The 23,164-nt window shown below is 60.5% G+C and carries 22 protein-coding genes and 2 tRNA genes; 13 read left to right on the plus strand and 11 right to left on the minus strand.

Features of this window, described 5'->3' with window-relative positions:
- Window positions 1-1,059: a DNA polymerase IV gene (gene dinB / locus BBI10_RS15345; RefSeq protein WP_065989760.1), complete on the minus strand. Its 1,059-nt coding sequence runs from the start codon at window positions 1,057-1,059 to the stop codon at window positions 1-3.
- A gap of 237 nt (window positions 1,060-1,296) precedes the next feature.
- Between dinB and BBI10_RS15350 the strand changes: the two genes are divergently transcribed.
- The 4 genes from BBI10_RS15350 to BBI10_RS15365 all read left to right on the plus strand — a co-directional run bounded on the left by BBI10_RS15350 (window position 1,297) and on the right by BBI10_RS15365 (window position 5,980).
- A tRNA-Met gene (locus tag BBI10_RS15350) sits at window positions 1,297-1,373 on the plus strand.
- 269 nt (window positions 1,374-1,642) lie between these two features.
- A tRNA-Met gene (locus BBI10_RS15355) sits at window positions 1,643-1,719 on the plus strand.
- 329 nt (window positions 1,720-2,048) lie between these two features.
- Window positions 2,049-4,691 (plus strand): bifunctional lysylphosphatidylglycerol flippase/synthetase MprF, encoded by a 2,643-nt coding sequence (gene mprF, locus BBI10_RS15360; RefSeq protein ID WP_065989761.1) that lies wholly within the window; start codon window positions 2,049-2,051, stop codon window positions 4,689-4,691.
- Window positions 4,691-5,980, plus strand: a complete 1,290-nt coding sequence (locus tag BBI10_RS15365; RefSeq protein ID WP_065989762.1) for a virulence factor family protein — start codon at window positions 4,691-4,693, stop codon at window positions 5,978-5,980. The genes mprF and BBI10_RS15365 overlap by 1 nt, the downstream gene beginning before the upstream one ends.
- A 209-nt stretch (window positions 5,981-6,189) precedes the next feature.
- Here BBI10_RS15365 and BBI10_RS15370 read toward each other — a convergent pair whose 3' ends face one another.
- Window positions 6,190-8,088: a potassium transporter Kup gene (locus BBI10_RS15370; RefSeq protein WP_065989764.1), complete on the minus strand. Its 1,899-nt coding sequence runs from the start codon at window positions 8,086-8,088 to the stop codon at window positions 6,190-6,192.
- A 270-nt stretch (window positions 8,089-8,358) separates the two neighbouring features.
- Between BBI10_RS15370 and rimO the strand changes: the two genes are divergently transcribed.
- Entirely contained in the window at window positions 8,359-9,696 is a 1,338-nt protein-coding gene (gene rimO / locus BBI10_RS15375; RefSeq protein WP_065989766.1) for a 30S ribosomal protein S12 methylthiotransferase RimO, read from the plus strand.
- 121 nt (window positions 9,697-9,817) lie between these two features.
- Window positions 9,818-10,270 (plus strand): GNAT family N-acetyltransferase, encoded by a 453-nt coding sequence (locus tag BBI10_RS15380; RefSeq protein WP_065989768.1) that lies wholly within the window; start codon window positions 9,818-9,820, stop codon window positions 10,268-10,270.
- 12 nt (window positions 10,271-10,282) lie between these two features.
- On the opposite strand, the gene BBI10_RS15385 is transcribed toward BBI10_RS15380, so the two are convergent.
- Window positions 10,283-11,278: an alpha/beta fold hydrolase gene (locus BBI10_RS15385; RefSeq protein WP_065989770.1), complete on the minus strand. Its 996-nt coding sequence runs from the start codon at window positions 11,276-11,278 to the stop codon at window positions 10,283-10,285.
- Window positions 11,279-11,440: 162 nt separating this feature from the next.
- Here BBI10_RS15385 and BBI10_RS15390 point away from each other — a divergent pair, with 162 nt between their 5' ends.
- The 3 genes from BBI10_RS15390 to tsaA all read left to right on the plus strand — a co-directional run bounded on the left by BBI10_RS15390 (window position 11,441) and on the right by tsaA (window position 13,405).
- Window positions 11,441-12,151: an rRNA pseudouridine synthase gene (locus tag BBI10_RS15390; protein ID WP_065989772.1), complete on the plus strand. Its 711-nt coding sequence runs from the start codon at window positions 11,441-11,443 to the stop codon at window positions 12,149-12,151.
- A 70-nt stretch (window positions 12,152-12,221) separates the two neighbouring features.
- On the plus strand, window positions 12,222-12,683 hold the full coding sequence (locus BBI10_RS15395; protein ID WP_065989774.1) for a DUF1456 family protein: 462 nt from the start codon (window positions 12,222-12,224) through the stop codon (window positions 12,681-12,683).
- A 17-nt stretch (window positions 12,684-12,700) separates the two neighbouring features.
- Entirely contained in the window at window positions 12,701-13,405 is a 705-nt protein-coding gene (tsaA, locus tag BBI10_RS15400; RefSeq protein ID WP_065989776.1) for a tRNA (N6-threonylcarbamoyladenosine(37)-N6)-methyltransferase TrmO, read from the plus strand.
- 167 nt (window positions 13,406-13,572) lie between these two features.
- Here the strand turns inward: tsaA and fpr are convergent, their stop codons facing one another.
- Window positions 13,573-14,352 carry a ferredoxin-NADP reductase gene (fpr, locus tag BBI10_RS15405; protein WP_065989778.1) on the minus strand — a complete coding sequence of 260 codons (780 nt, stop codon included), beginning with the start codon at window positions 14,350-14,352 and terminating at the stop codon, window positions 13,573-13,575.
- Window positions 14,353-14,474: 122 nt separating this feature from the next.
- On the opposite strand from fpr, the gene BBI10_RS15410 reads away from it, so the two are divergent.
- Window positions 14,475-15,401 carry a LysR family transcriptional regulator gene (locus tag BBI10_RS15410; RefSeq protein ID WP_065989779.1) on the plus strand — a complete coding sequence of 309 codons (927 nt, stop codon included), beginning with the start codon at window positions 14,475-14,477 and terminating at the stop codon, window positions 15,399-15,401.
- A 27-nt stretch (window positions 15,402-15,428) separates the two neighbouring features.
- On the opposite strand, the gene BBI10_RS15415 is transcribed toward BBI10_RS15410, so the two are convergent.
- Both BBI10_RS15415 and erdR read right to left on the minus strand, forming a co-directional pair.
- A complete protein-coding gene (locus tag BBI10_RS15415) occupies window positions 15,429-15,797 on the minus strand; it encodes a diacylglycerol kinase (RefSeq protein WP_065989780.1) in 369 nt (122 codons plus the stop codon).
- A gap of 105 nt (window positions 15,798-15,902) precedes the next feature.
- On the minus strand, window positions 15,903-16,550 hold the full coding sequence (gene erdR / locus BBI10_RS15420) for a response regulator transcription factor ErdR (protein ID WP_065989781.1): 648 nt from the start codon (window positions 16,548-16,550) through the stop codon (window positions 15,903-15,905).
- A 175-nt stretch (window positions 16,551-16,725) separates the two neighbouring features.
- Here erdR and BBI10_RS15425 point away from each other — a divergent pair, with 175 nt between their 5' ends.
- Window positions 16,726-17,610 carry a DMT family transporter gene (locus BBI10_RS15425; RefSeq protein ID WP_065990259.1) on the plus strand — a complete coding sequence of 295 codons (885 nt, stop codon included), beginning with the start codon at window positions 16,726-16,728 and terminating at the stop codon, window positions 17,608-17,610.
- 60 nt (window positions 17,611-17,670) lie between these two features.
- Here BBI10_RS15425 and BBI10_RS15430 read toward each other — a convergent pair whose 3' ends face one another.
- A complete protein-coding gene (locus tag BBI10_RS15430; RefSeq protein WP_065989782.1) occupies window positions 17,671-18,402 on the minus strand; it encodes a tRNA-uridine aminocarboxypropyltransferase in 732 nt (243 codons plus the stop codon).
- Window positions 18,403-18,624: 222 nt separating this feature from the next.
- Between BBI10_RS15430 and BBI10_RS15435 the strand changes: the two genes are divergently transcribed.
- Entirely contained in the window at window positions 18,625-19,050 is a 426-nt protein-coding gene (locus tag BBI10_RS15435) for a quorum-sensing-regulated virulence factor family protein (protein WP_065989783.1), read from the plus strand.
- A gap of 378 nt (window positions 19,051-19,428) precedes the next feature.
- Window positions 19,429-20,544: an LOG family protein gene (locus tag BBI10_RS15440; RefSeq protein WP_065989785.1), complete on the plus strand. Its 1,116-nt coding sequence runs from the start codon at window positions 19,429-19,431 to the stop codon at window positions 20,542-20,544.
- A 48-nt stretch (window positions 20,545-20,592) separates the two neighbouring features.
- Here the strand turns inward: BBI10_RS15440 and recX are convergent, their stop codons facing one another.
- From recX to BBI10_RS28240, 4 genes are all read right to left on the minus strand, one after another.
- Entirely contained in the window at window positions 20,593-21,060 is a 468-nt protein-coding gene (recX, locus tag BBI10_RS15445; RefSeq protein ID WP_065989787.1) for a recombination regulator RecX, read from the minus strand.
- Between the two features lie 8 nt (window positions 21,061-21,068).
- A complete protein-coding gene (gene recA / locus BBI10_RS15450) occupies window positions 21,069-22,133 on the minus strand; it encodes a recombinase RecA (protein WP_065989790.1) in 1,065 nt (354 codons plus the stop codon).
- A gap of 85 nt (window positions 22,134-22,218) precedes the next feature.
- Window positions 22,219-22,719, minus strand: a complete 501-nt coding sequence (locus tag BBI10_RS15455; protein ID WP_065989792.1) for a CinA family protein — start codon at window positions 22,717-22,719, stop codon at window positions 22,219-22,221.
- A 104-nt stretch (window positions 22,720-22,823) separates the two neighbouring features.
- Window positions 22,824-22,955 carry a hypothetical protein gene (locus tag BBI10_RS28240; protein WP_265386899.1) on the minus strand — a complete coding sequence of 44 codons (132 nt, stop codon included), beginning with the start codon at window positions 22,953-22,955 and terminating at the stop codon, window positions 22,824-22,826.
- Between the last annotated feature and the right edge of the window lie 209 nt (window positions 22,956-23,164).

The raw sequence follows: 23,164 nt of genomic DNA on the forward strand, positions 1-23,164 counted from the left end.
TCAGCTGAACAACTCCAGCTGTTCATGGGCAGCACGAAGGTCATGCAGACGCACGCCGATTCCCAGCAATCGCACAGGCTTGCCACCGCGTGCGAACGCCTGGGTCAGCAGTTGCTCGTAACTGCTCAAGTCCCGCCCTGCCCCCGCCTGTTCCAGCGTCGTTTGGGTGAAGTCGTGAAACTTGACCTTCACGAACGGCTTGCCGGGGCGGTAGAGGCTGTCGATCCGACCGATGCGGTCGTTCAACGTTTCCAGCAACGCCGGCAGCATCAGCAAACAACTGGCGAGGTCCGGCAGATCGGTGTCGTAGGTGTTTTCGACGCTGACCGACTGCCGCCGATTGTCGTTCTGCACGGGACGCTCATCCACACCATGGGCCAGATTCCACAGCCGCTCGCCGAACGAGCCGAATTCCCGCACCAGCGACAACTTGCTCCAGCCGCGTAGATCGGTGCAGGTGATGATGCCGAGGCGGCCAAGCTTGTCGGCGGTGACTTTGCCGACACCGTGCAATTTGGACACTGGCAACTGGGCGACGAAGTCTTCGATCTGATCAGGCGTGATCACGAACAGCCCGTTGGGCTTTTTCCAGTCACTGGCGATCTTGGCCAGAAACTTGTTCGGGGCAACGCCGGCGGAAACCGTGATGTGCAGCTGATTGGAGACCCGCCGACGAATGTCCCGGGCGATGCGCGTCGCGCTGCCGGCAAAGTGCTCGCATTCCGTGACATCCAGATAAGCCTCATCCAGCGAAAGCGGCTCGATCAGGTCGGTGTAGTCGCGGAAGATCGTCTGGATCTCTTTCGATGCTTCTTTATAGGCGTCCATCCTCGGTTTGACGATGGTGAGGTCCGGGCACAGTGTCAGCGCATGACGGGATGACATCGCGGAGCGAATGCCGTAGGCCCGGGCCTCATAGTTGCAGGTGGCGATCACACCCCGCCGTTCTGCCGACCCACCCACTGCAAGGGGCTTGCCGGCCAGGCGCGGGTCATCGCGCATCTCAATCGCGGCGTAGAAGCAATCACAGTCGATATGGATGATTTTGCGCTGCGGCATCACATGGAGTCGTAGGAAAGCGGTCGCGCAGTATCTCATTCACGCGACTTTCTGACACTTAATAAGCCTCGCTCCCTACGGAATGTGCGCGCCACCCAACCAGCCAAAATACCCCTAAACCGAGGCGCGCCACCGATATCCGTCCCAACCGCCACGCTAACCGCTTGAAGAAAAAGCATTTTTTTCTGCCGATTGCTTGACACCCCGGCGATCCTCTGTAGAATGCCGCTACACAGACGCGGGATGGAGCAGTCTGGTAGCTCGTCGGGCTCATAACCCGAAGGTCGTCGGTTCAAATCCGGCTCCCGCAACCAAACATCAAAAAAGGCTACTCGAAAGAGTGGCCTTTTTTGTGGCCGCTGTTTGAGCAAGCCCACCCCCATCGTTACCCCCCCCTCACCTCTTCATATGAATTAAACCGGGTCCATGGATGACGGCGACCTGCCCTTCGGCGCGGATTGCGATAAAAGCCTTGTCCAACCGCCACTTAGGCGACCCAACGCTCCCGATACGGTTATTTTGTCGATCCTTGGCATTAAAGGTTGACACTTTGTCGTTCGACTGTAGAATGCCGCCACACAGACGCGGGATGGAGCAGTCTGGTAGCTCGTCGGGCTCATAACCCGAAGGTCGTCGGTTCAAATCCGGCTCCCGCAACCAACATCTAAAAAGGCTACTCGAAAGAGTGGCCTTTTTTTTGCCTCGCTGAAAGCTCACGAACAGCGGGTCGGAATCCTTGTCACATCCCATTACCGGGGTGCGTTCATCCGAGAGGTCTTGTTACTGTATGTTGCCGGGGCAATAGTTTTAATCGCCCCTGCCGATACGCTGGCCAGCGACTGAACCTAGACTGAACGGTCACTGATACGTACCCGTGGTATTCGCCCGTTAGACGTTGAAGCGCTAACATCCTGAATTATTTTTTGCGTAGGGATTGGTAACTTGGCTGTATACCTCCATCCTGTCGCGCACGATCCAAGGAGTGATTGATGCGCGCCAACCCGTCCGACACAAATGAAGCAGTGACGGAGCATCCTCCGGCTCCCCCGAAACGATTGCGCCCACGCGAACTGGTGAGCAAGTACCGTCAACCCATCGGGTTGGGCGTCACCATCCTTTTGTTCGCCGTCGCCCTGATCGCCTGCCGGCACATGCTGACCGAGCTGGACATCTACGCCCTGCAGGATTCGCTGCTCAGCGTGCCGCTGCCTTCTCTGGCGGGCGCGGTGCTGGCGACGGCGATCGGCTTTGTGATTCTGCTGGGCTACGAGTGGTCCGCGAGTCGCTACGCCAATGTCGATCTGCCACCGAAGTCGCTGATCATGGGCGGGTTTTGCGCGTTCGCCATCGGCAACGCCGTAGGCCTGTCAATGTTGTCCGGCGGCTCGGTTCGTTACCGTCTTTATTCGCGACTGGGAGTGGGTGCGGGCGAAGTTGCCCACATGACCCTATTCGCCAGCCTGTCACTGGGTTGCGCACTTCCCCCGCTGGCGGCCCTGGCGACCTTGAGCGACCTGCCCGCCGCTTCGCTGGCGCTGCATGTGTCGGTGCCGGTGCTGGCCACCGTGGCGGTGGCGGTGTTGGCCATCAGCGCAATCCTGGGTTATGCCATTTATCGCCGACGTCTGCCGGAACAGACGATCCCGCATAACTTGCTGGTGCGCGCCGGCCGCCGAACGCTGCGTTTGCCTGGCGTGCGCCTGACGCTGATGCAGCTGGTGATCACCGCGCTGGACGTTGCAGCCGCTGCGGCCGTCCTTTATCTGTTGCTGCCCTCCGCCCCACCCTTCGGCGCTTTCCTGCTGGTTTACCTGCTGGCCTTGGCCGCCGGTGTTCTCAGCCACGTGCCCGGTGGAGTCGGCGTCTTTGAAGCCATTCTGCTCGCCGCATTTGCCGACGAACTGGGCGCTGCACCGTTGGCTGCCGCGCTGCTGCTGTACCGCCTGATTTACGTGGTGATGCCACTGCTGATCGCGTGTCTGGTGCTGCTCTACAGTGAGGCCAAGCGACTGCTTTTCGCGCAACAGGCCATGCGTGTTGCATCAGGCCTTGGCGCCCCGATTCTGGCGTTGCTGGTGTTCCTCTCCGGCGTGGTACTGCTGTTTTCCGGCTCCACGCCCGAGATTGATACCCGTCTGGAGAGTCTCGGGTTCCTCATTCCCCATCGACTGATCGACGCTTCTCACTTCGGCGCCAGCCTGATTGGCGTGCTCTGCCTGCTGCTTGCCCAGGGCCTGCGTCGTCGCCTCTCCGCGGCATGGATGCTGACCACGATTCTGCTGTTTGTGGGCTCCATCCTGTCGATTCTCAAAGGTTTCGACTGGGAAGAAGCGAGCCTGCTGCTCCTGACCGCGTGCCTGTTGGCGATCTTCCGGCGCTCGTTCTACCGCCCGAGTCGTTTGCTGGAGCTGCCGTTTTCGCCGCTGTATCTGGTCGCCAGTGTTTGCGTGCTGGGCGCTTCGGTCTGGTTGCTGCTGTTCGCCTACCAGGACGTGCCCTACAGCCATCAGTTGTGGTGGCAATTCACCCTGGACGCCGACGCCCCTCGCGGGCTGCGTTCGGCACTGGGCAGCGCGGTGTTGCTGTTGATCGTCTCGCTGACCTGGTTGCTGCGCACCGCTCGCCCTGTGATCAACCTGCCTGACGAGGCGCAACTGGCCAAAGCGGCAGAGATCATCAAAGCGTCCAGCCAGCCCGATGGTGGTCTGGTCCTCACCGGCGACAAAGCGGTGCTGATGCACCCGGACGGCAACGCCTTTCTGATGTACGCCCATCGTGGCCGCAGCCTGGTTGCGTTGTACGACCCGATTGGCCCGACCCAGCAACGGGCCGAGCTGATCTGGCAGTTCCGCGATCTGTGCGACGTTCACCATGCCCGCCCTGTGTTCTATCAGGTGCGCGCCGAGAACCTGCCGTTCTACATGGACATCGGCCTGACTGCTATCAAGCTGGGCGAAGAAGCCCGGGTGGATCTGCACAAGTTCGATATCGAAGCCAAGGGCAAGGAAATGAAGGACCTGCGCTACACCTGGAACCGGGGTGGGCGCGACGGTCTGTCGCTGGAAATCTATGAAGTGGGTCAAGCGCCCATGGATGAGCTCAAAGTGATTTCCGATGCGTGGCTAATGGGCAAGAACGTGCGCGAGAAAGGCTTCTCGCTGGGCCGCTTCAGCCTGGAGTACCTCAAGCATTTCCGTATCGCCATCGTCCATTTCCAGGGCAAGCCGGTCGCGTTCTCCAATCTGCTGGAGACCTCGCGCAATGATCTGGCGAGCCTGGACCTGATGCGCTCGCACCCGGAAGCGCCAAAGCTGACCATGGAATTCATGATGGTCGGGCTGATCCTGCATTACAAAAAAGAAGGTTACGCCCGCTTCAGCCTCGGCATGGTGCCGTTGTCCGGGCTGCAACCGCGGCGTGGCGCACCTCTGACCCAGCGTCTGGGTTCGATGGTGTTCAGCCGTGGCGAACAGCTCTACAACTTCCAGGGGCTGCGCCGTTTCAAAGACAAATTCCAGCCTGACTGGGAACCTCGTTATATGGCCGTGCCCGCAGGACTTGATCCGCTGGTGGCACTGGCAGATACCGCCGCCCTGATCGCGGGCGGCCTGACTGGATTGGTGAAACGCTGATGATTCAACGCTACTGGCGCTTTTTGCTCGCAGCCCTGGTAATTCTGGTGGTGGCATTGGGTTTCTGGCTGTGGAACCGCCCCGCCGCGCAACCGACCCTTGAACACATCACCCTGGACGACGGCTCTGCGCTGATCCGTGTAGTGCCCTCGACCAAGGTGAAAACCCAAGTCGCCCTGGCCGTCACCGCCGAAGAATCACTGACCGAGAAGCAACTGCTCGCCCTGAGCTACGACGCTTCCGCTCGTGTGATCCAAGTGACACTGCCGAAGGATGACTGTCAGCTTCAGGCCAAGACCTTCAATGCTGCGCTGCAGAAGCTCGACGGTGCCCCTGATCTGGTCGCCGGTGTCGGGCCTGGTGCTTCGGTGGCCTGGCGCTGGCTGGCCGGTCAGAACAACGACAACGCCCGGGCCATCTCGGTCGGCTTCGTGCGCGATCAGCCGGGCTGCACCGATCCTGTGCCGAAAGCCGCCGCCCACGGCAAGTGGACGGTCGCCTGGAACGATGGGCCTGACGACGAAAGCGCCACGCTGGTCCGTGACGCACCCAACACCGAAACCAGCATCAGCGATTACGACATCAAATACCCGCAGGTGCTGAACAACGAAGTGCGCCGTCGCCTGATTGGTGGTGATGACAACGGCGGCCTGAACATTCCTGTGGTTGAGGTGCCGTCTTCACAGCCCTCCGACACGGTGACGCTGTTTCTGTCCGGCGACGGCGGCTGGCGCGACCTGGACAAGGACGTGGCAGGCGACATGGCGAAAATGGGCGGCTACCCGGTCGTCGGCATCGACACGCTGCGTTATTACTGGGAGCACAAATCGCCTGAACAGACCGCCGCTGATCTCAGCGAGCTGATGGCCCACTACCGGCAGAAATGGGGTGCCAAGCACTTCGTCCTTGCCGGCTACTCCTTCGGCGCCGATGTGCTGCCCGCGATCTACAACCGCTTGCCGGAAGAAGACAAGGCGCGGGTCGACGGGATCATCCTGCTCGCCTTCGCCCGCACCGGCAGCTTCGAGATCGCTGTTGAAGGGTGGTTGGGCGCTGCCGGTAAAGAAGCCGCGACAGGGCCTGAAACGGCCAAGCTGCCCGGCGACAAGGTGTTGTGCGTCTACGGCATCGAAGAGAAGGACGAAAGCGGCTGCACCGAAGCCACTGCGCCCGGCGAGAAGATGCAGCTGCCCGGTGGCCATCACTTTGATGAAGACTACCCTGCCCTGGCCAAGCGCTTGAGTGCGGTGATCGACAAGTGGAAGGGCAAAGAGCCCGCCGCCGAGTAATCCAGCACCCATAAAAAATCCCCGCGCTCTTGCGAGTGCGGGGATTTTTTTGTTTTCGGGGTCTGCTCAAGCCGGTTAGCATCTGGGATACGTTTCATCCCCGGGGGATCGACGTCAGCCGGGCAGAGGCCTGTATGTACGCCATCAATCTCGCGTCGTGACACCCGACACATTCCCGGTTAAACCCCATCGCACCGAAACGGAGCTGATTACATCTCCACCTGCGTACCCAGTTCGATCACCCGGTTAAATGGCAGCTTGAAGAACCTCAGATTGCCGTTGGCGTTCTTCAGCATGAACGCGAACAGACCCTCGCGCCAGCGGGCCATGCCCTCCAGTTTCGACGAGACCACGGTTTCGCGACTGAGGAAGTAGGTCGTGCGCATCGGACTGAAGTCCAGCTCCTTCAGGTGACACAGGCTGAGGGCCGCCGGCACGTCCGGCTCATCGATGAAGCCGAAGTGCAGAATCACGCGATAGAAGCCCTCGCCAAACGCCTCGACCTCGAAGCGTTGCGCTGCCGGCACGCGCGGGGCGTCTTCGTACACAACGGTCAGCAATACAACTTGTTCATGCAGCACCTGGTTGTGCAGCAAATTATGCAACAGCGCATGGGGCACGGCGTCCGCACGCGCCGTCAGAAACACTGCCGTACCCTGAACGCGATGGGGCGGCTGCACGCGAATACTGCTGATGAAGATCGGCAGCGGCAGACCCCCTTCGTCGATGCGGTCCACCAGCAGCTGCTTGCCGCGTTTCCAGGTGGTCATCAGGATGAACAGCGCAATGCCCGCCAGGAACGGGAACGCCCCGCCCTGCAAAACTTTTGGCACGTTCGCCGCGAAGAACATGCCGTCCACGAACAGGCATCCGGCCAAAATCGGCACCGCGATCAGCGGTGGCCACTTCCAGGCCAGCAGCATGACCGCCGCCACCAGAATCGTCGTGCAGAGCATCGTGCCGGTCACCGCCACGCCGTAGGCCGAGGCCAGCGCGCCGGAAGACTCAAAGCCCAGCACCAGCAGGATTACCCCGACCATCAGCGCCCAGTTCACCGCGCCGATGTAGATCTGCCCTTGGGCGTCGCTTGAGGTGTGCTGGATGTACATGCGCGGGATATAGCCGAGCTGAATCGCCTGCAGCGTCATCGAGAACGCCCCGGAGATCACCGCCTGCGAAGCAATAATGGTCGCCAGGGTCGAGAGCGCGATCAAAGGCAACAGCGCCCAACTCGGCGCCAAGAGGTAGAACGGGTTGCGCACCGCTTCCGGGTCCTGGATCACCAGGGCGCCCTGACCGAAGTAGTTCAGCACCAGCGCCGGCAATACCAGCGCGAACCACGCGCGCGAGATCGGCTTGCGACCGAAGTGGCCCATGTCCGCGTACAGCGCCTCGGCGCCGGTCAGTGCGAGTACTACGGCGCCCAGGACCGATACGCCAATGCCGGGATGATCGATAAAGAAGCGAACCGCCCACACCGGATTGACCGCGTGCAGCACTTCCGGCTGCTGGAGGATGCCGTGGACACCGAGCACGCCGAGGGTCACGAACCACAGCACCATGATCGGGCCAAACATCACGCCGATCCGCGCGGTGCCGTGACGCTGAATCAGAAACAGCGCCACCAGCACAACCAGAGAAATGGGCACCACCCAGTGCTCAAGCCCGTCAAATGCCAGCTCCATGCCCTCGACCGCCGACAACACGGAGATCGCCGGGGTGATCATGCTGTCGCCGTAAAACAGCGCTGCGCCGAACAGGCCAAAGACGATCATGCTCGCCTGCAGCTTCGGGTATTTGGCTGAAGCCCTTCTCGCCAGCGCCGTGAGCGCCATGATGCCGCCTTCGCCGTCATTGTCGGCACGCAGCACCAAGGCCATGTATTTGAAGGAGACCACCCAGATCAGTGACCAGAAGATCAGCGACAGAATGCCCAGTACGGCGTCGTGACCGGCTTGCACGCCGTAGCCGCCGACGAACACTTCTTTAATGGTGTACAGCGGGCTGGTACCGATGTCGCCATAGGCTACACCCACCGCGCCCACCAGCAGACTCAGCGGTTTTGCCGAAGAATGCCCGACCCCTGCCTGACTCGTTGCGTGACCCATTTACCACTCCTGGAACCATGACTCGATCACCGCGATCCGGCGTTGTCGGATTGACCTGCGCCGCACCGGTAAATTCCGATGCGCCCGGCCCACTTGGGGCGCCGGGCGTAACGCCGCGAAGCATAGCGCAGCACTCGTCGTAATTCTCTGTATAACACTGGTCAATCGTTCGACGCGCCGCTAGAATTGCGCACTTTTTGATCAGAGGCGCCCCAAGCGCCCAGTCAATGCTTCGGCTATTCGCCGGGCATCCTACGCCGAGGTTAGTCAATGTCCACCGTCACCACGTCCGCCGCCCCGAAGGTCGGCTTTGTCAGCCTCGGTTGCCCGAAGGCCCTGGTCGATTCCGAGCGCATCCTGACTCAGCTGCGCATGGAAGGCTATCAGGTCGTTCCGACCTACCAGGACGCTGACGTGGTCGTGGTCAACACCTGCGGTTTCATCGACAGCGCCAAGGCCGAATCCCTCGAGACCATCGGCGAAGCGCTGGCCGAGAACGGCAAAGTGATCGTCACCGGCTGCATGGGCGTGGACGAAAGCGTCATCCGCAATGTGCACCCGAGCGTACTGGCCGTGACCGGTCCGCAGCAGTATGAGCAAGTGGTCAACGCCGTCCATGACGCCGCGCCGCCCAAGCTCGATCACAACCCGCTGATCGATCTGGTACCGCCGCAAGGGGTCAAGCTGACTCCCCGTCATTACGCGTACCTGAAGATATCCGAAGGCTGCAACCACAGCTGCAGTTTCTGCATCATCCCGTCCATGCGCGGCAAGCTGGTCAGCCGCCCGATTGGCGACGTGCTCGACGAAGCCCAGCGGCTGGTCAAAGCCGGCGTGAAAGAGCTGCTGGTGATTTCCCAGGACACCAGCGCCTACGGCGTCGACATCAAGTACCGCACCGGTTTCTGGAACGGCCAGCCGGTGCGCACGCGCATGACCGAGCTGTGCCAGGCGCTGAGTTCGCTGGGTGTGTGGGTGCGCCTGCACTACGTTTACCCGTACCCGCACGTCGACGAGATCATTCCGTTGATGGCGGCCGGCAAGATCCTGCCGTACCTGGACATCCCGTTCCAGCACGCCAGCCCGAAGATCCTCAAGCTGATGAAACGCCCGGCCTTCGAAGACAAGACCCTGGCGCGCATCAAGAACTGGCGCGAGCAGTGCCCGGACCTGATCATCCGTTCGACCTTCATCGTCGGCTTCCCGGGCGAAACCGAAGAAGACTTCCAGTACCTGCTGGACTGGCTGACTGAAGCCCAGCTCGACCGCGTCGGTTGCTTCCAGTACTCCCCTGTCGAGGGTGCACCGGCGAATCTGCTGGATGCGCCGATCGTGCCGGACGACATCAAGCAGGATCGCTGGGACCGCTTCATGGCGCACCAGCAAGCCATCAGCGCCGCGCGCCTGCAGATGAAAATCGGCAAGGAAATCGAAGTGCTGATCGACGAAGTGGATGAACAGGGTTTCGTCGGTCGTTCGTTCTTCGACGCGCCGGAAATCGACGGCAATGTGTTTGTCGAAAGCGACCGTGACTTCAAGCCGGGCGACAAGGTCATGTGCCGCGTCGTGGATGCCGATGAGTACGACCTGTGGGCTGAGCCGATCTAACGCTCAATCCCCGGCTCGCACGCCGCTTCGCCTCCAACAGCCCTGCCCGTAAAACGGCGGGGTTTGTTTTTTCTGGCTATCGTCCCCACATCAGGATCACTACCCAGGGAGCAGCGGCAATATGGCCCGGCACTCGGTCATCTATCTGCCCAGGCAGCACGACTTCGCCGAACTCACCCGGGTGTGGGAAGCCTCCGTGCGCGCGACCCATGACTTTCTGCCGGAGAACTACATCACGCTGCTGCGGCATCTGCTGGAAACCCAATACCTGGGCGCCGTGAACCTGTTCTGCACCCGGGACTCGCACCTGCGCATCACTGGCTTTGCCGGCACCACGCCAGGCAAACTCGAAATGCTGTTTATCGCCCCTGAACACCGTGGCATGGGCCTGGGCAAGCAACTGCTGGACTACGCGATCGAGCATTTCCACATCACCGAGCTGGACGTGAACGAGCAGAACGCCCAGGCGCTGGGCTTTTATGAACGGCAGGGGTTTGAGGTGGTGGGCCGGGCGGAAGTCGATGGACTCGGTCGGCCGCATCCGATGCTGCGGATGCGGCTCAGGATCAGCTGAAGCTCAACCGAATCAACGCTTCAGGTTTTCCAACAGCACCTTGTTGAACTGCTGCGGATCCTGAATCTGCGGCGCATGGCCCAACCCGGCGAACTCCACCAGCGTCGCCTGGGGAATGCGCTTGGCGGCGGCCTTGCCCAGCTCCGGGTAATTGCCCAGCGTCTTGCGCAATGCCTCAGGCGCTGCGTCTTTGGCAATGGCGGTATTGTCCTTCTGGCCGATCAGCAACACGGTCGGCATCTTCAATTTCTCGAAGTCGTAGAACACCGGCTGATTGAAGATCATCCCGTAGGTCTGGGCAGAAGCTCGCGCCACCTCCTCTTTGCCTTTGCCGTTGAACATGCCGGCCTGCATATTGACCCAGTGATCGAACTCGGGCCGCCATTCGTTGGCGTAATAGGTCGACTGCTGATACTTGCGAATGCTGCCGGCGTTGGTCTTCAGCTCCCGGGTATACCAGTCATCGAAGCTGCGATCCGGTACGCCTTTGGCTTTCCAGTCTTCCAGACCGATAGGGTTGACCAGCAGCAACTGGTCCACTTGCTCGGGGTACATCAGCGCAAAGCGCGTCGCCAGCATGCCGCCCATGGAATGCCCGACCACCGTGACGTGATCGATGCCCAGTTGGGTCAGCAGCGCTTGGGTGTTCTGCGCCAGTTGCTGGAAGGTGTATTTATAGTCCGCCGGTTTGCTGGAGCGGCAGAAGCCGATCTGATCCGGCGCGACCACACGATAACCTGCGCCCGTCAGCGCCTTGATAGTGCCTTCCCACGTGGCGCCGCAAAAGTTCTTGCCGTGGAGCAGCACCACGCTGCGACCATTGGCGGTGCCAGTCGGCTTGATGTCCATGTAACCCATCTGCACCGGTGCGCCTTGGGAATCGAAGCTGAAGTTCTGCGCCGGGAACGGGTACTGGAAGCCTTCCAGCTGCGGGCCGTAGGCCGGGGTTTGCGCAGCGAGTAGCGGCAGGCTGACAGTCATCAGCAGTGCGGGTAGCCATTTGGTCATGAATTCGCTCCAGACAATGTAGGAATAGAGAGCAGACCTGCGTCGCTCCCGGAAAAATCCATCGAGTGGAGGCTTATTCACCCGCCAATTTCAATGTGGCCGCGATTAACGGTGCCTGGGCGGGTACAATAGGCGCCTTTCCATTTTGTTACGGCTTTTCTCATGACTGACCCCATTCGCCTTTCCAAACGCCTGATCGAGCTGGTCGGTTGCTCCCGGCGCGAAGCCGAGCTGTTCATTGAAGGCGGCTGGGTCACGGTGGACGGCGTTGTCGTCGACGAGCCCCAGTTCAAGGTCGAAAACCAGACCGTGGTGCTGAATGCGGAAGCAAAAGCCGATACCCCTGAATCCGTCACCCTGCTGTTCAACGCGCCGGCGGGCATGGCCCCTGAAAGCGCCCTGGCGCTGATCACGCCAGGTACGTTGTCCGCCGACCACAGCATCGGCCGGCGTCCGCTCAAAGGGCACTTCCTGCGCCTGGAATCTATTTCCACGCTGCAAGCCAACGCCAGCGGCCTGATGGTGTTCAGCCAGGACTGGAAAATCCTGCGCAAACTCACCGACGACCGCAGCAAGATCGAGCAGGAATACGTCGTCGAGATCTCGGGCGACATGGTTGCCCACGGCCTCAACCGCCTGAACCACGGCATGACCTACAAGGGCAAGGAACTGCCCAAGGTCAAAGCCAGCTGGCAGAACGAAAACCGCCTGCGCTTCGCCATGAAAAACCCGCAGCCCGGGGTCATTGCCCAGCTGTGCGAAGCGGTGGGTCTCAAGGTTGTTTCGGTGCGACGTATTCGTATCGGCGGCGTGTCCATCGGCAAGGTGCCTGAAGGCCAATGGCGCTACATGAACGACAAAGAAAAATTCTGAATCCCCTTTCTGAGCGGCCTATCGACTCTCGCGGGCGCTCATCTGCGAATCCCCAGGAAATACACGCACCATGATGAACAACGATGTACTGCGCAGCATCCGTTACATGCTTGATATCAACGACGCCAAAGTGGTCGATATCATCAAGCTCGGCGGGTTCGACGCGACCAAGGCCGATGTCGCGGCCTACATGAAGAAAGACGAAGACGAAGGCTTCGTGCCGTGCAGCGACGAGGTCATGGCGCATTTCCTCGACGGTCTGGTGTTCTTCAAGCGCGGCAAGGACGAGAGCCGCCCGCCGCTGCCTGTCGAGCTGCCGATCACCAACAACATCGTTCTGAAAAAGCTGCGTGTGGCCTTCGAGCTGAAGGAAGACGACATGCACGCGATCCTCAAGGCGTCCGAGTTCCCGGTGTCCAAGCCTGAACTCAGCGCCCTGTTCCGCAAGGCGGGTCATACCAACTACCGTGTCTGTGGCGACCAGTTGCTGCGCAACTTCCTGCGCGGCCTGACCCTGCGCGTACGCGGCTAAGCGCTGCAGCTCCGTTGATGACCCAGGCCTACAGCGTTTCGCCGATCGGTTTCATGCGCTCGTGCTTCAAAGAGAAGTTTGCGATTCCCCGGCAGCCGCAACTGGCGCCTGCCGCGCGGGGCGTGTTGGAGTTGATCGCGCCCTTTGATCAGGGTGACGCCGTGCAGGGCCTGGAACAAGTCAGCCATGTCTGGCTGCTTTTTCTGTTTCATCAAGCCCTGGAGGACAAGCCGCGACTCAAGGTGCGCCCTCCTCGCCTCGGCGGCAATCAGTCGATGGGCGTGTTCGCCACGCGCGCCACCCATCGGCCGAACGGCATCGGTCAGTCGGTGGTCAAGCTGGACAAGGTCGAGGCCGGGCGCCTGTGGTTGTCAGGCATCGATCTGCTGGACGGCACCCCGGTGCTGGACGTCAAACCCTACGTGCCTTACGCCGATGTGATCGCTGATGCACGCAACAGCATGGCCGCAGCCGCGCCGGAGATGATTCCGGTGCAGTGGTCCGACCCGGCGCTGACCCAGGCCCGCGAACAAGGGTTGCGCCTCGAAGAACCCCTGATCGAGCTGATCGAGCAGTGCCTGGCTCAAGACCCGCGACCGGCCTACCAGACGCCCACGCCAGAGCGCCGCTACGGCGCGCAGTTCTGGGATCTGGACGTTCGCTGGCACTATCCGCAGCCGGGTGTCATTTGCGTGCTGGAGGTGGTTCCCGCCGCCGGTTGATAAACGACTGACGCCTGCCCACAAAAAAACCGCCTGGTCCGTGACCTCCAGGCGGTTTTTTTCAGACCCCAAAAATGCGGGTGCCTGTACTGACCTATTCGCCGATGACGTCACCCTCGCAGGGCTGCGAGGGTGTTCATCGGCGATTGGGTCGTATCTGAACGGCGTTACTTCTCGACGAAGGCGCGCTCGATCAGGTAATCACCCGGCTCGCGCATCCGCGGCGAAACGGTCAGGCCGAAGCTGTTCAGCACTTCGCTGGTTTCGTCGAGCATGCTCGGGCTGCCGCACAGCATGGCGCGGTCGTCCTGCGGGTTGATCGGTGGCAGACCGATGTCGCTGAACAGCTTGCCGCTGCGCATCAGGTCGGTCAGGCGGCCTTCGTTCTCGAACGGCTCGCGGGTCACGGTCGGGTAGTAGATCAGCTTGTCACGCAGCATCTCGCCGAAGAATTCGTTCTGCGGCAGGTGCTCGGTGATGAACTCGCGGTAAGCGACTTCATTCACGTAACGCACGCCGTGGCAGAGGATGACCTTCTCGAAACGCTCGTAGGTTTCGGGGTCCTGAATCACGCTCATGAACGGCGCCAGACCGGTACCGGTGCTGAGCAGGTAAAGGTGCTTGCCCGGCTTGAGGTCGTCCAGCACCAGCGTGCCCGTAGGCTTCTTGCTGATGATGATCTCGTCGCCTTCCTTCAGATGCTGCAGCTGGGAGGTCAGCGGGCCGTCCGGCACCTTGATGCTGAAGAACTCCAGATGCTCTTCCCAGTTCGGGCTGGCAATGGAGTAGGCACGCATGAGCGGGCGCCCGTTTGGCTGCTGCAGACCGATCATGACGAACTGACCGTTCTCGAAGCGCAGGCCAGGATCACGGGTGCACTTGAAACTGAAGAGGGTGTCGTTCCAGTGATGAACGCTGAGGACACGCTCGTGATTCATGTTGCTCATGGTACGTGGGAGCTCCTGATAAATAACGTGCGCCAGTCGATGCGCCATTGCGCGACATTCTAGTGGCAGACACAATATCTGTTAACTGAATTATCAAGATATGGGTTATCGGTTATATAGATATGCGATTTACTCTCCGTCAGCTCCAGGTTTTCGTCGCCGTCGCTCAGCAGGAAAGCGTTTCCCGCGCAGCGGTCCTGCTGTCCTTGTCGCAATCGGCGGCGAGCACGTCCATCACTGAACTGGAACGCCAGTCCAGCTGCCAGCTGTTCGACCGCGCCGGTAAGCGGCTGAGCCTCAATGCCACCGGCCGGCAACTGTTGCCCCAGGCCGTTGCGCTGCTCGATCAGGCGAAGGAGATCGAAGACCTGCTAAACGGCAAGTCCGGCTTCGGCTCGCTGGCGGTCGGTGCAACGCTCACCATCGGCAACTACCTGGCAACCCTCTTGATCGGCAGCTTCATGCAGCGCCACCCCGAGAGCCAGGTGAAGCTGCACGTGCAAAACACGGCGAACATCGTTCAGCAGGTCGCCCATTACGAAATCGATCTGGGCTTGATCGAAGGCGACTGCAGCCACCCCGACATCGAAGTGCAAACCTGGGTCGAGGATGAGCTGGTGGTGTTTTGCGCCCCTCAGCATCCGCTGGCCAAAAAGGGCCGGGCGTCACTGGAGGAATTGACGCGGGAAGCGTGGATTTTGCGGGAGCAGGGTTCGGGGACGCGCCTGACCTTCGATCAGGCCATGCGTCACCACTTGAACAGCCTGAACGTGAGGCTGGAGCTGGAACACACCGAGGCGATCAAACGCGCCGTCGAGTCAGGGCTGGGGATCGGCTGCATTTCGCGTCTGGCCCTGCGTGACGCTTTCCGTCGCGGCAGCCTCGTTGCGGTTGAAACGCCGGAGCTGGATCTGGTGCGGCAGTTCTACTTCATCTGGCACAAGCAGAAATATCAGACATCGGCTATTCGCGAATTCCTCGACCTCTGTCGCTCATTCACCGCCGGTGTTAACCGCAGCGACGAGATTGTGCTGCCGAGCATTGCCTGACGCGCAGCCCGGCTATAAAGGCGATTGTCAGCCCAGCAGGATCAGGCCCCAGACCACGGCAATCATGCTCAGCGCCACGAACTGTGCGGCGCTGCCCATGTCTTTGGCGTTCTTCGACAGCGGGTGGCGGTCCAGGGAAATCCGGTCAATCGCGGCTTCGATGGCCGAGTTCAGCAGTTCCACGATCAGCGCCAACAGGCACACCGCGATCAGGATCGCGCGCTCGCCGCGGCTGACATGAAACACGAAGGACAGCGGGATCAACACGACGTTGAGCAGCACCAGCTGACGGAACGCCGCTTCGCCCTTGAATGCAGCGGTCAGGCCGTCAAAGGAATAGCCAGACGCGTTGAGAATACGTTTGAGGCCGGTCTGGCCTTTGAATGGGGACGTCATAGGAAAACTACTGATGAATGAAAGCGGTGGAGGCTAGTGCGGCGACGGTCAAAAAAGTGTGAAGGTCGGCCGCGTAAAGCCCGGGTTTGGCCTGATTCGCGGGAATCAGCTCTGGGGAATGGATTCCAATTGTTGCAGCAGTAAAGCGGCCTGGGTTCGGGTGCGCACGTTGAGCTTGCGAAAGATCGCCGTGACGTGGGCCTTGATCGTGGCTTCCGACACACTCAGCTCGTAGGCGATCTGCTTGTTCAGCAACCCCTCGCAGACCATCGTCAACACGCGAAACTGCTGGGGCGTCAGGCTGGCAAGGCCTTCGCTGGCGGCCTTGGCCTCCGGTGACACGCTGATGCTTTCGTTGACCTGCGGGGGCCACCAGACATCGCCATCCAGCACCGTTCGCACGGCCTTCTGAATGGTTTCCAGGGAACTGGATTTCGGGATGAAGCCGCTGGCGCCGAACTCGCGGGACTTGACCACCACCGCGGCCTCTTCCTGAGCGGAGACCATCACCACCGGGACTTGCGGGTACTGGCCGCGCAACAGCACCAACCCCGAAAAGCCATAGGCGCCGGGCATGTTCAGGTCCAGCAGAACCAGATCCCAGTCAGACTTCTCGGTCAGTCGCGCTTCCAGATCAGCGATGCTCTCGGCCTCGACCAATCTGGCGTCCGGCCCGAGCCCAAGGCTCAGCGCCTGATGCAAGGCGCTGCGAAACAGGGGATGGTCGTCGGCAATCAGGATTTCGTATGGCATTTCATGATCCTGTAAGTGACTGAGCGCCGACGAATTCAACACCCAATGAGTTCACCCGCGACATCTTGACACAGGGACCGTACGTGAGCGGCGCCAAGGATGCCCAGCGAAGTCGGGGTGGTCAAGCCTGATGCTTTGCGGCAAAGTCTGCGCCCCCGACCTGACGAGTGCCATCATGCCAAACCATGCCCTGCGAGCGGACCTGCTCATGCTCCTGACCGCATTGATCTGGGGCACCGGCTTCGTCGCCCAGACCGCCGGGATGGATCACATCGGTCCCTATCTGTTCTCGGGTCTGCGGTTCGCGCTGGGCTCCCTCTGCCTGATCCCGCTGATTCTGCGCAATGCCAAGACGGCCCGCGTGCCGGAGCCCTTGCTCAATCGCGGCATGTTACGCGCCGGCATCATCATGGGCCTGGCGCTGGCACTGGGCATCAACCTGCAACAGGTCGGCCTGCTGTTTACCAGCGTGACAAACTCCGGCTTCATCACCGGCCTTTACGTGATTGTAGTTCCGTTGCTGGGCTTGCTGCTCGGGCATAAAACCGGGCTGGGCACCTGGCTGGGTTGCCTGTTGGCAGTGGTCGGCATGTGCCTGCTCAGTATCGGCGATAACTTTCACGTCGCTTCGGGGGATTGGCTGCAGTTGATCGGCGCGTTCGTGTGGGGTGCACACGTGGTGTTGGTCAGTTTGTTCGCCAGCCGCCACGACCCGATCCGTCTGGCTTTTTTACAGTTCGCCACCTGTTCGGTAGTGAGCCTGCTCCTGGCAGTCCTCTTCGAACCGATCGCCCTCAATGCGATCATCGATGCGGGCCCTTCCCTGCTTTATGGCGGCATCGTCGCGGTGGGCGTGGGTTACACGCTGCAAGTGGTCGCGCAGAAGCACGCCATTGCCTCCCATGCCGCCATCATCCTCTCTCTGGAAGCCGTGTTCGCCGCCATCGCCGGCGCCTGGATTCTGGGAGAGGCCTTGCAACTGCGTGGTTATATCGGTTGTGGATTAATGCTGGCGGGGATGCTGCTGGCGCAGTTGTGGCCGAAGAAAACTCTCGCCTGAGGTCATACTCGTATTGCGAGCCGTTTTAAGGCGGCTCGCGGGCGGCGACACAACTGATGACTACTCGAGGTAACCCTTCAGCTCTTGATGGGCATCGCTTAGCAAGTCGAGGGGCAACTGATTTTTAGCCCCTAAATAGTGCTGACTGAACACATCGAAATAACAGCTCAACGCAGAGCCTGCCTCAGTATCGCCGGCCAGATCGAAACACAGTGCGGCCACTTCAGCGGTACAGAGATGTTCGCTGCGGGTGGAGCGTCTCAACTTGTATCGTGAAAGCTTCTCGGGAATCAGGCTTAAAATCGGGATCGAATCAAAGTAAGCGCTTTTACGGAAGATCTTCCTCGCTTCAGTCCATGTCGCGTCAATCAGCACAAACAGCGGTCTCTTGTTCGGATTAATCGTCACGGTGTTGGTGACGCGCTCCGCCGCTACGTATTCACCCGGGAACACCAGGTAGGGCTGCCATTGCGGATCATTGAGCAATGCAATCAGCTTTTCGTCGACCTCAGTGCGTGACCACACAAACGCATGGTTATCCTGAATCACGTCTGCTATCAGCCAACCGGTATTGCTGGGTTTGAATACCTCTTTTTTGGTCATGATGAGGCAAACCCCAGATCGTGCCTGGACCTTGGGACGCCACCTGCAAAGGCAGTGACTTTCGATCACTCGACAGCAATGGCACCTTGGCGCACGTGATCCGCGAGCCAGGAAAGGTTTCGTGCTCTCCTCCTCCCGCTCATCTCTCAGACGTGCGACCGAATTACCGTGAAAAACAGTCTGGGTCATTGAGGGGTAAGAAGGCAGTGACACGAGGGGCATCCGGCAGGTCGAAAAGTCGCGGCATTCTATCAGACGCAGGCCAAGGCGCCGTGCTCTCTGGTGTCCGCCAAGGCTCCTCACCTATACTGCCCGGCCTTGAGAGCACTCACGCCTACAGTGAACGCCTCGGGATGTCGCCGGTCCAACGGCCAGCCTCTGCAACACCCGTCCACGCACCAGGAGAATTCAATGCTGCGCCTCATCGCCCCCACTCTCACGCTTTTGCTCGTCGCTCCACTGTGCGCCAACGCGGCGTCCAAGCAGGATTACGAACTGAGCCAGATGCTTGATAAAGTCGCGAAGGAAAGCAGTGTCGGCACCCCACGCGCCATCAACGAAGACATCCTCGACGAAGGCTACACCGTTGAAGGCAAGATGCTGATCAACCACCTGAGCGTGCAGTCTGGCCAGGCGGCTCAGATGCGCGAAAACCCGGACGACGTCCGCGGTCAGCTGGGCGGCAGCGTGTGCCGCAACGCCGGTTACCGCCAACTAATGGCCAAGGGCGCGATCCTGCGGTACCAGTTCACCGAATACAAAACCAACAAGCTCATCACCACCCAGGAAATCAAAGCGGCGGACTGCGCTGCCAAGCCCCCTGCCCACAAGAAGTGATGTAACGAGCTTTACGGACTGCGCGTTTCGAGCCCCCTTCAACGCGCAGTCTTGCCCTCTCCGCCCCGCTACATACGCCATTCAAATTCCCGCCACTCAGCACGTCTTGCACGCTGCTTGATCGCTGATCCTGGTGCCTGCTTTTCGTTTCGCCGTGCCCATCCTGACTCATCACATTTTGCATGCAAGAAAGGGTTGCCTGCGGCACCGGTTGCCATCAATGTTTTCTCTTTTCAACCATGGATTAGTCCAGAATCGGGCGCCGCGCAGCTTTGATGCTCCCCTGTCTTCCGGATGCGCTGCGCACGCCGACGCATGAAGCGTCGCGATCCCGCCCCCTGGTGACGGTCAATGATTCTGCAGAAGGAGAAAGCGTGAATGCCGTACGTACCCAGTGACGCGTTGTCTCAGCACTTTCAGAGCAACGGAAATGACCTCACCCTCAAGGTCGAAGAGCTCCTCGGTTCGGTCGCCCCGGACAGCCCCAATCTTCCGCTGTACCGCGACATGACCCTGACCGTCCTGCGCATGGCCCAGGACGACCTCAATCGCTGGAATGCCAAAATCACCCTGCAAGCGTTACGCGAACTGGAAAATGCTTTCCGGGTGCTCGAACGATTCAAAGGCCGGCGCAAGGTCACCGTGTTCGGCTCCGCCCGCACACCCCTCGAACATCCTGTTTATGCGCTGGCCCGTGAACTGGGCAAGCAGCTGGCCGCTTCGGACCTGATGGTCATCACCGGCGCCGGTGGAGGGATCATGGCCGCGGCCCACGAAGGCGCCGGTCTGGATCACAGCCTGGGCTTCAATATCACCCTGCCCTTCGAGCAGCACGCCAATGCGACCGTGGATGGCACCGGCAATCTGCTGCCGTTCCACTTCTTCTTCACGCGTAAGCTGTTTTTCGTCAAAGAGGCCGATGCGCTGGTGCTCTGCCCAGGCGGGTTTGGCACCCTCGACGAAGCGCTGGAAGTGCTGACGCTGATCCAGACTGGCAAAAGTCCGCTGGTTCCGATCGTGCTGCTGGATGCCCCGGGCGGGACCTTCTGGGAAGGAGCGCTCAGCTTCATCAGAAATGAGCTGGAGACGAACAAGTACATTCTGCCTACGGACATGAACCTGATGAAGCTGGTGTACAGCGCCGATGAGGCCGTCGCCGAGATCAACCGCTTCTACAGCAACTTTCACTCCAGCCGCTGGCTGAAGAACACCTTCGTCATTCGCATGCACCACGCCCTGAGCGAACAGGCGCTGAACGCCCTGCAGGACAGGTTTGTCGATCTGCGGTTAAGCGGCGACTTCCAGCAATTCGGGCATCAGGACGAATATGACGAAGCGCAGTTCAGCCATCTCACCCGTCTGGCATTCGCTTTCAACGGCCGCAATCATGGCCGCTTGCGCGAACTGGTGGACTGCATAAACCTGGAGGAAAACTGGGCAAGACCTGCGCACTCTCAGCAGGCCCGAGGGAGCGAGCCTGTGAAATCGATGTGACGGTGCATGCTTGAGGGCGCGTCTGCGCGCCTTCAGGCAGATCACGCGTCAGTCGTCGTTGCCCTTGCCACTCAGCAAACGACCAATCAGCTCGGGCGGGTATCCGCGATAACTCAGAAAGCGCATCTGCTGGCCACGCTCGCGAGCATCCCTGGGCAGTTGACCGCTGAACTTGCGCTGCCACAGCGCTTCCAGTTTCTCCCACCAGTCCACGCCGCACTCGCGCAGCGCTTGTTCGACGTCTGCACGCGGCAAGCCGCGTTGCCCCAGCTCTTCGCGGATACGCAAAGGGCCGTGGCCAGAGCGGGCACGGTAGGAAACAAAGCTTTCGAGGTATCGGGATTCAGACAGCAGACCCTCTTCCGTCAGACGGTCGAGTGCTGCGTCAATCAATTCGGGGGGAGCGCCGCGCTGACGCAACTTGCGCGTCAGCTCGACACGACCGTGCTCGCGTCGTGCGAGCAGGTCCATTGCAGTACGCCTTACAGCGACGGGCGTATCAAGCACAGCTGGCATGGCGGTGATCAGATGTCCGCGTCAGCTTCGACTTCAGCCACATCGTCTGCCGCTACGCGGGACGACTGGGCCTTCACATCAGGCGCTGCCGTCAGCAGCTTCTCGCGAATCTGCCTTTCGAGGGTGGTACCGATTTCCGGGTTGTCCGCCAGGAACTTCGCGGAGTTGGCCTTACCCTGACCGATCTTGCTGCCCTGGTAGCTGTACCAGGCACCGGATTTCTCCAGCAGACCGTGCAGCACGCCGAGGTCGATGATCTCGCCGTTACGGTAGATGCCCTTGCCGTAGAGAATCTGGAACTCAGCCTGACGGAACGGCGGAGCCACCTTGTTCTTGACGACTTTGACGCGGGTTTCACTACCGACGACTTCGTCGCCTTCCTTGACCGCGCCCGTGCGACGGATGTCCAGACGGACCGATGCGTAGAACTTCAGCGCGTTACCACCGGTAGTGGTCTCCGGGCTGCCGAACATCACGCCGATCTTCATACGGATCTGGTTAATGAAGATAACCAGGCAGTTGGCAGTTTTGATGTTACCGGTGATCTTACGCAGCGCCTGGGACATCAGTCGGGCTTGCAGGCCGACGTGCATGTCGCCCATTTCGCCTTCGATTTCAGCCTTTGGCACCAGAGCGGCAACGGAGTCGACGACGATGACGTCGATCGCGTTCGAACGCACCAGCATGTCGGTGATTTCGAGGGCCTGTTCGCCGGTGTCTGGCTGAGAGACCAGCAGGTCATCGACGTTGACGCCCAGCTTGCCGGCGTACTCTGGATCGAGCGCGTGCTCGGCGTCGACGAATGCGCAGGTGGCGCCCATTTTCTGGGCTTCTGCGATGACGGACAGAGTGAGGGTAGTTTTACCCGAAGATTCCGGGCCGTAGATTTCAACGATCCGGCCTTTTGGCAGGCCACCGATACCGAGTGCGATATCGAGGCCCAGCGAGCCGGTGGAGATAGCAGGAATAGCCTGGCGGTCATGGTCACCCATGCGCATTACGGCACCTTTGCCGAACTGACGCTCGATCTGACCCAAGGCCGCAGCCAAGGCTTTCTTCTTGTTGTCGTCCATTGAATCCTCTCGTAATAGGTTAGGCCTTGACGGCCGATATAACTGTATAAGTAGCCAGTATTATTCCACAGGGTCCGACGCGCGCCTACCCCTGATTTGGTATTTCTCCGCGAGAGAGCCGGACAAGCCCCTCTAGCGCGGCGATCACCGTTTGTCGGCGGACCGCATCGCGGTCACCTGCAAATAGAAACCGCTCGGCGATCAATCGTTCCGCCACACCCCAGCAGACCCACACCGTGCCCACGGGTTTCTCCAGCGAGCCCCCGTCCGGCCCGGCCACGCCGCTGACCGCGACCGAAAACTGCGCGCCGCTGTTGGCCTGCGCGCCCCTTGCCATGGCCTCGACCACTTCGCGACTGACGGCACCGACTTGCGCAAACACCGCTTCCGGCACTGCCAGTTGTCGGGTCTTCTGCCGGTTGGAGTAAGTGACATACCCGGCCTCGAACCAGGCCGAGCTCCCCGGGATTCGGGTGATGGCTTCGGCGATACCGCCTCCGGTGCAGGATTCGGCAGTGCTGACCTGCGCGCCTGTTGCCAACAGTTGCTGGCCCAGGGTTGCTGCCAGATGGGTAATGTCATCCACGGGAGATTCTCCGTATCGGTCGAGGCGAAGCAGACACGCTACACCAGCCGGGTCGATCTGCAACACAGGACGCGACCTGAATCCGGATCACGCCTGCAAGACACTCATTTGCGCTCCGGTTTTTCGGGGCAGGGTTTCTTGACGGTTTCCACGATGGTTTCCCGTGGACGTCGCTTGGCCTCCTCCAGAGGGATGAAACGGCCGTTGGTTGAATCTCGTCCTCGCTTGCGTTGCATGGTGCAATCCTTGTCGATGATGCCGCCTCCAGTCGGGCGGTGCTCGACATCCTAGCCAGCTCGAAGCGCTTCGTGTCGGTTCGGAAACGCGCCGTGACGAATCAGCCGGACCTGCGGCCCGCGAACGTGCGTGGTAACCTTGCCGCCATCGCAAAAGCAATCGGACATGACGTCGAGCCACGTAGGTGGAATCCACGTCGTCGCCCGAA

The sequence above is a fragment of the Pseudomonas graminis genome (assembly GCF_001705435.1).
GTDB lineage: Bacteria > Pseudomonadota > Gammaproteobacteria > Pseudomonadales > Pseudomonadaceae > Aquipseudomonas > Aquipseudomonas graminis_B.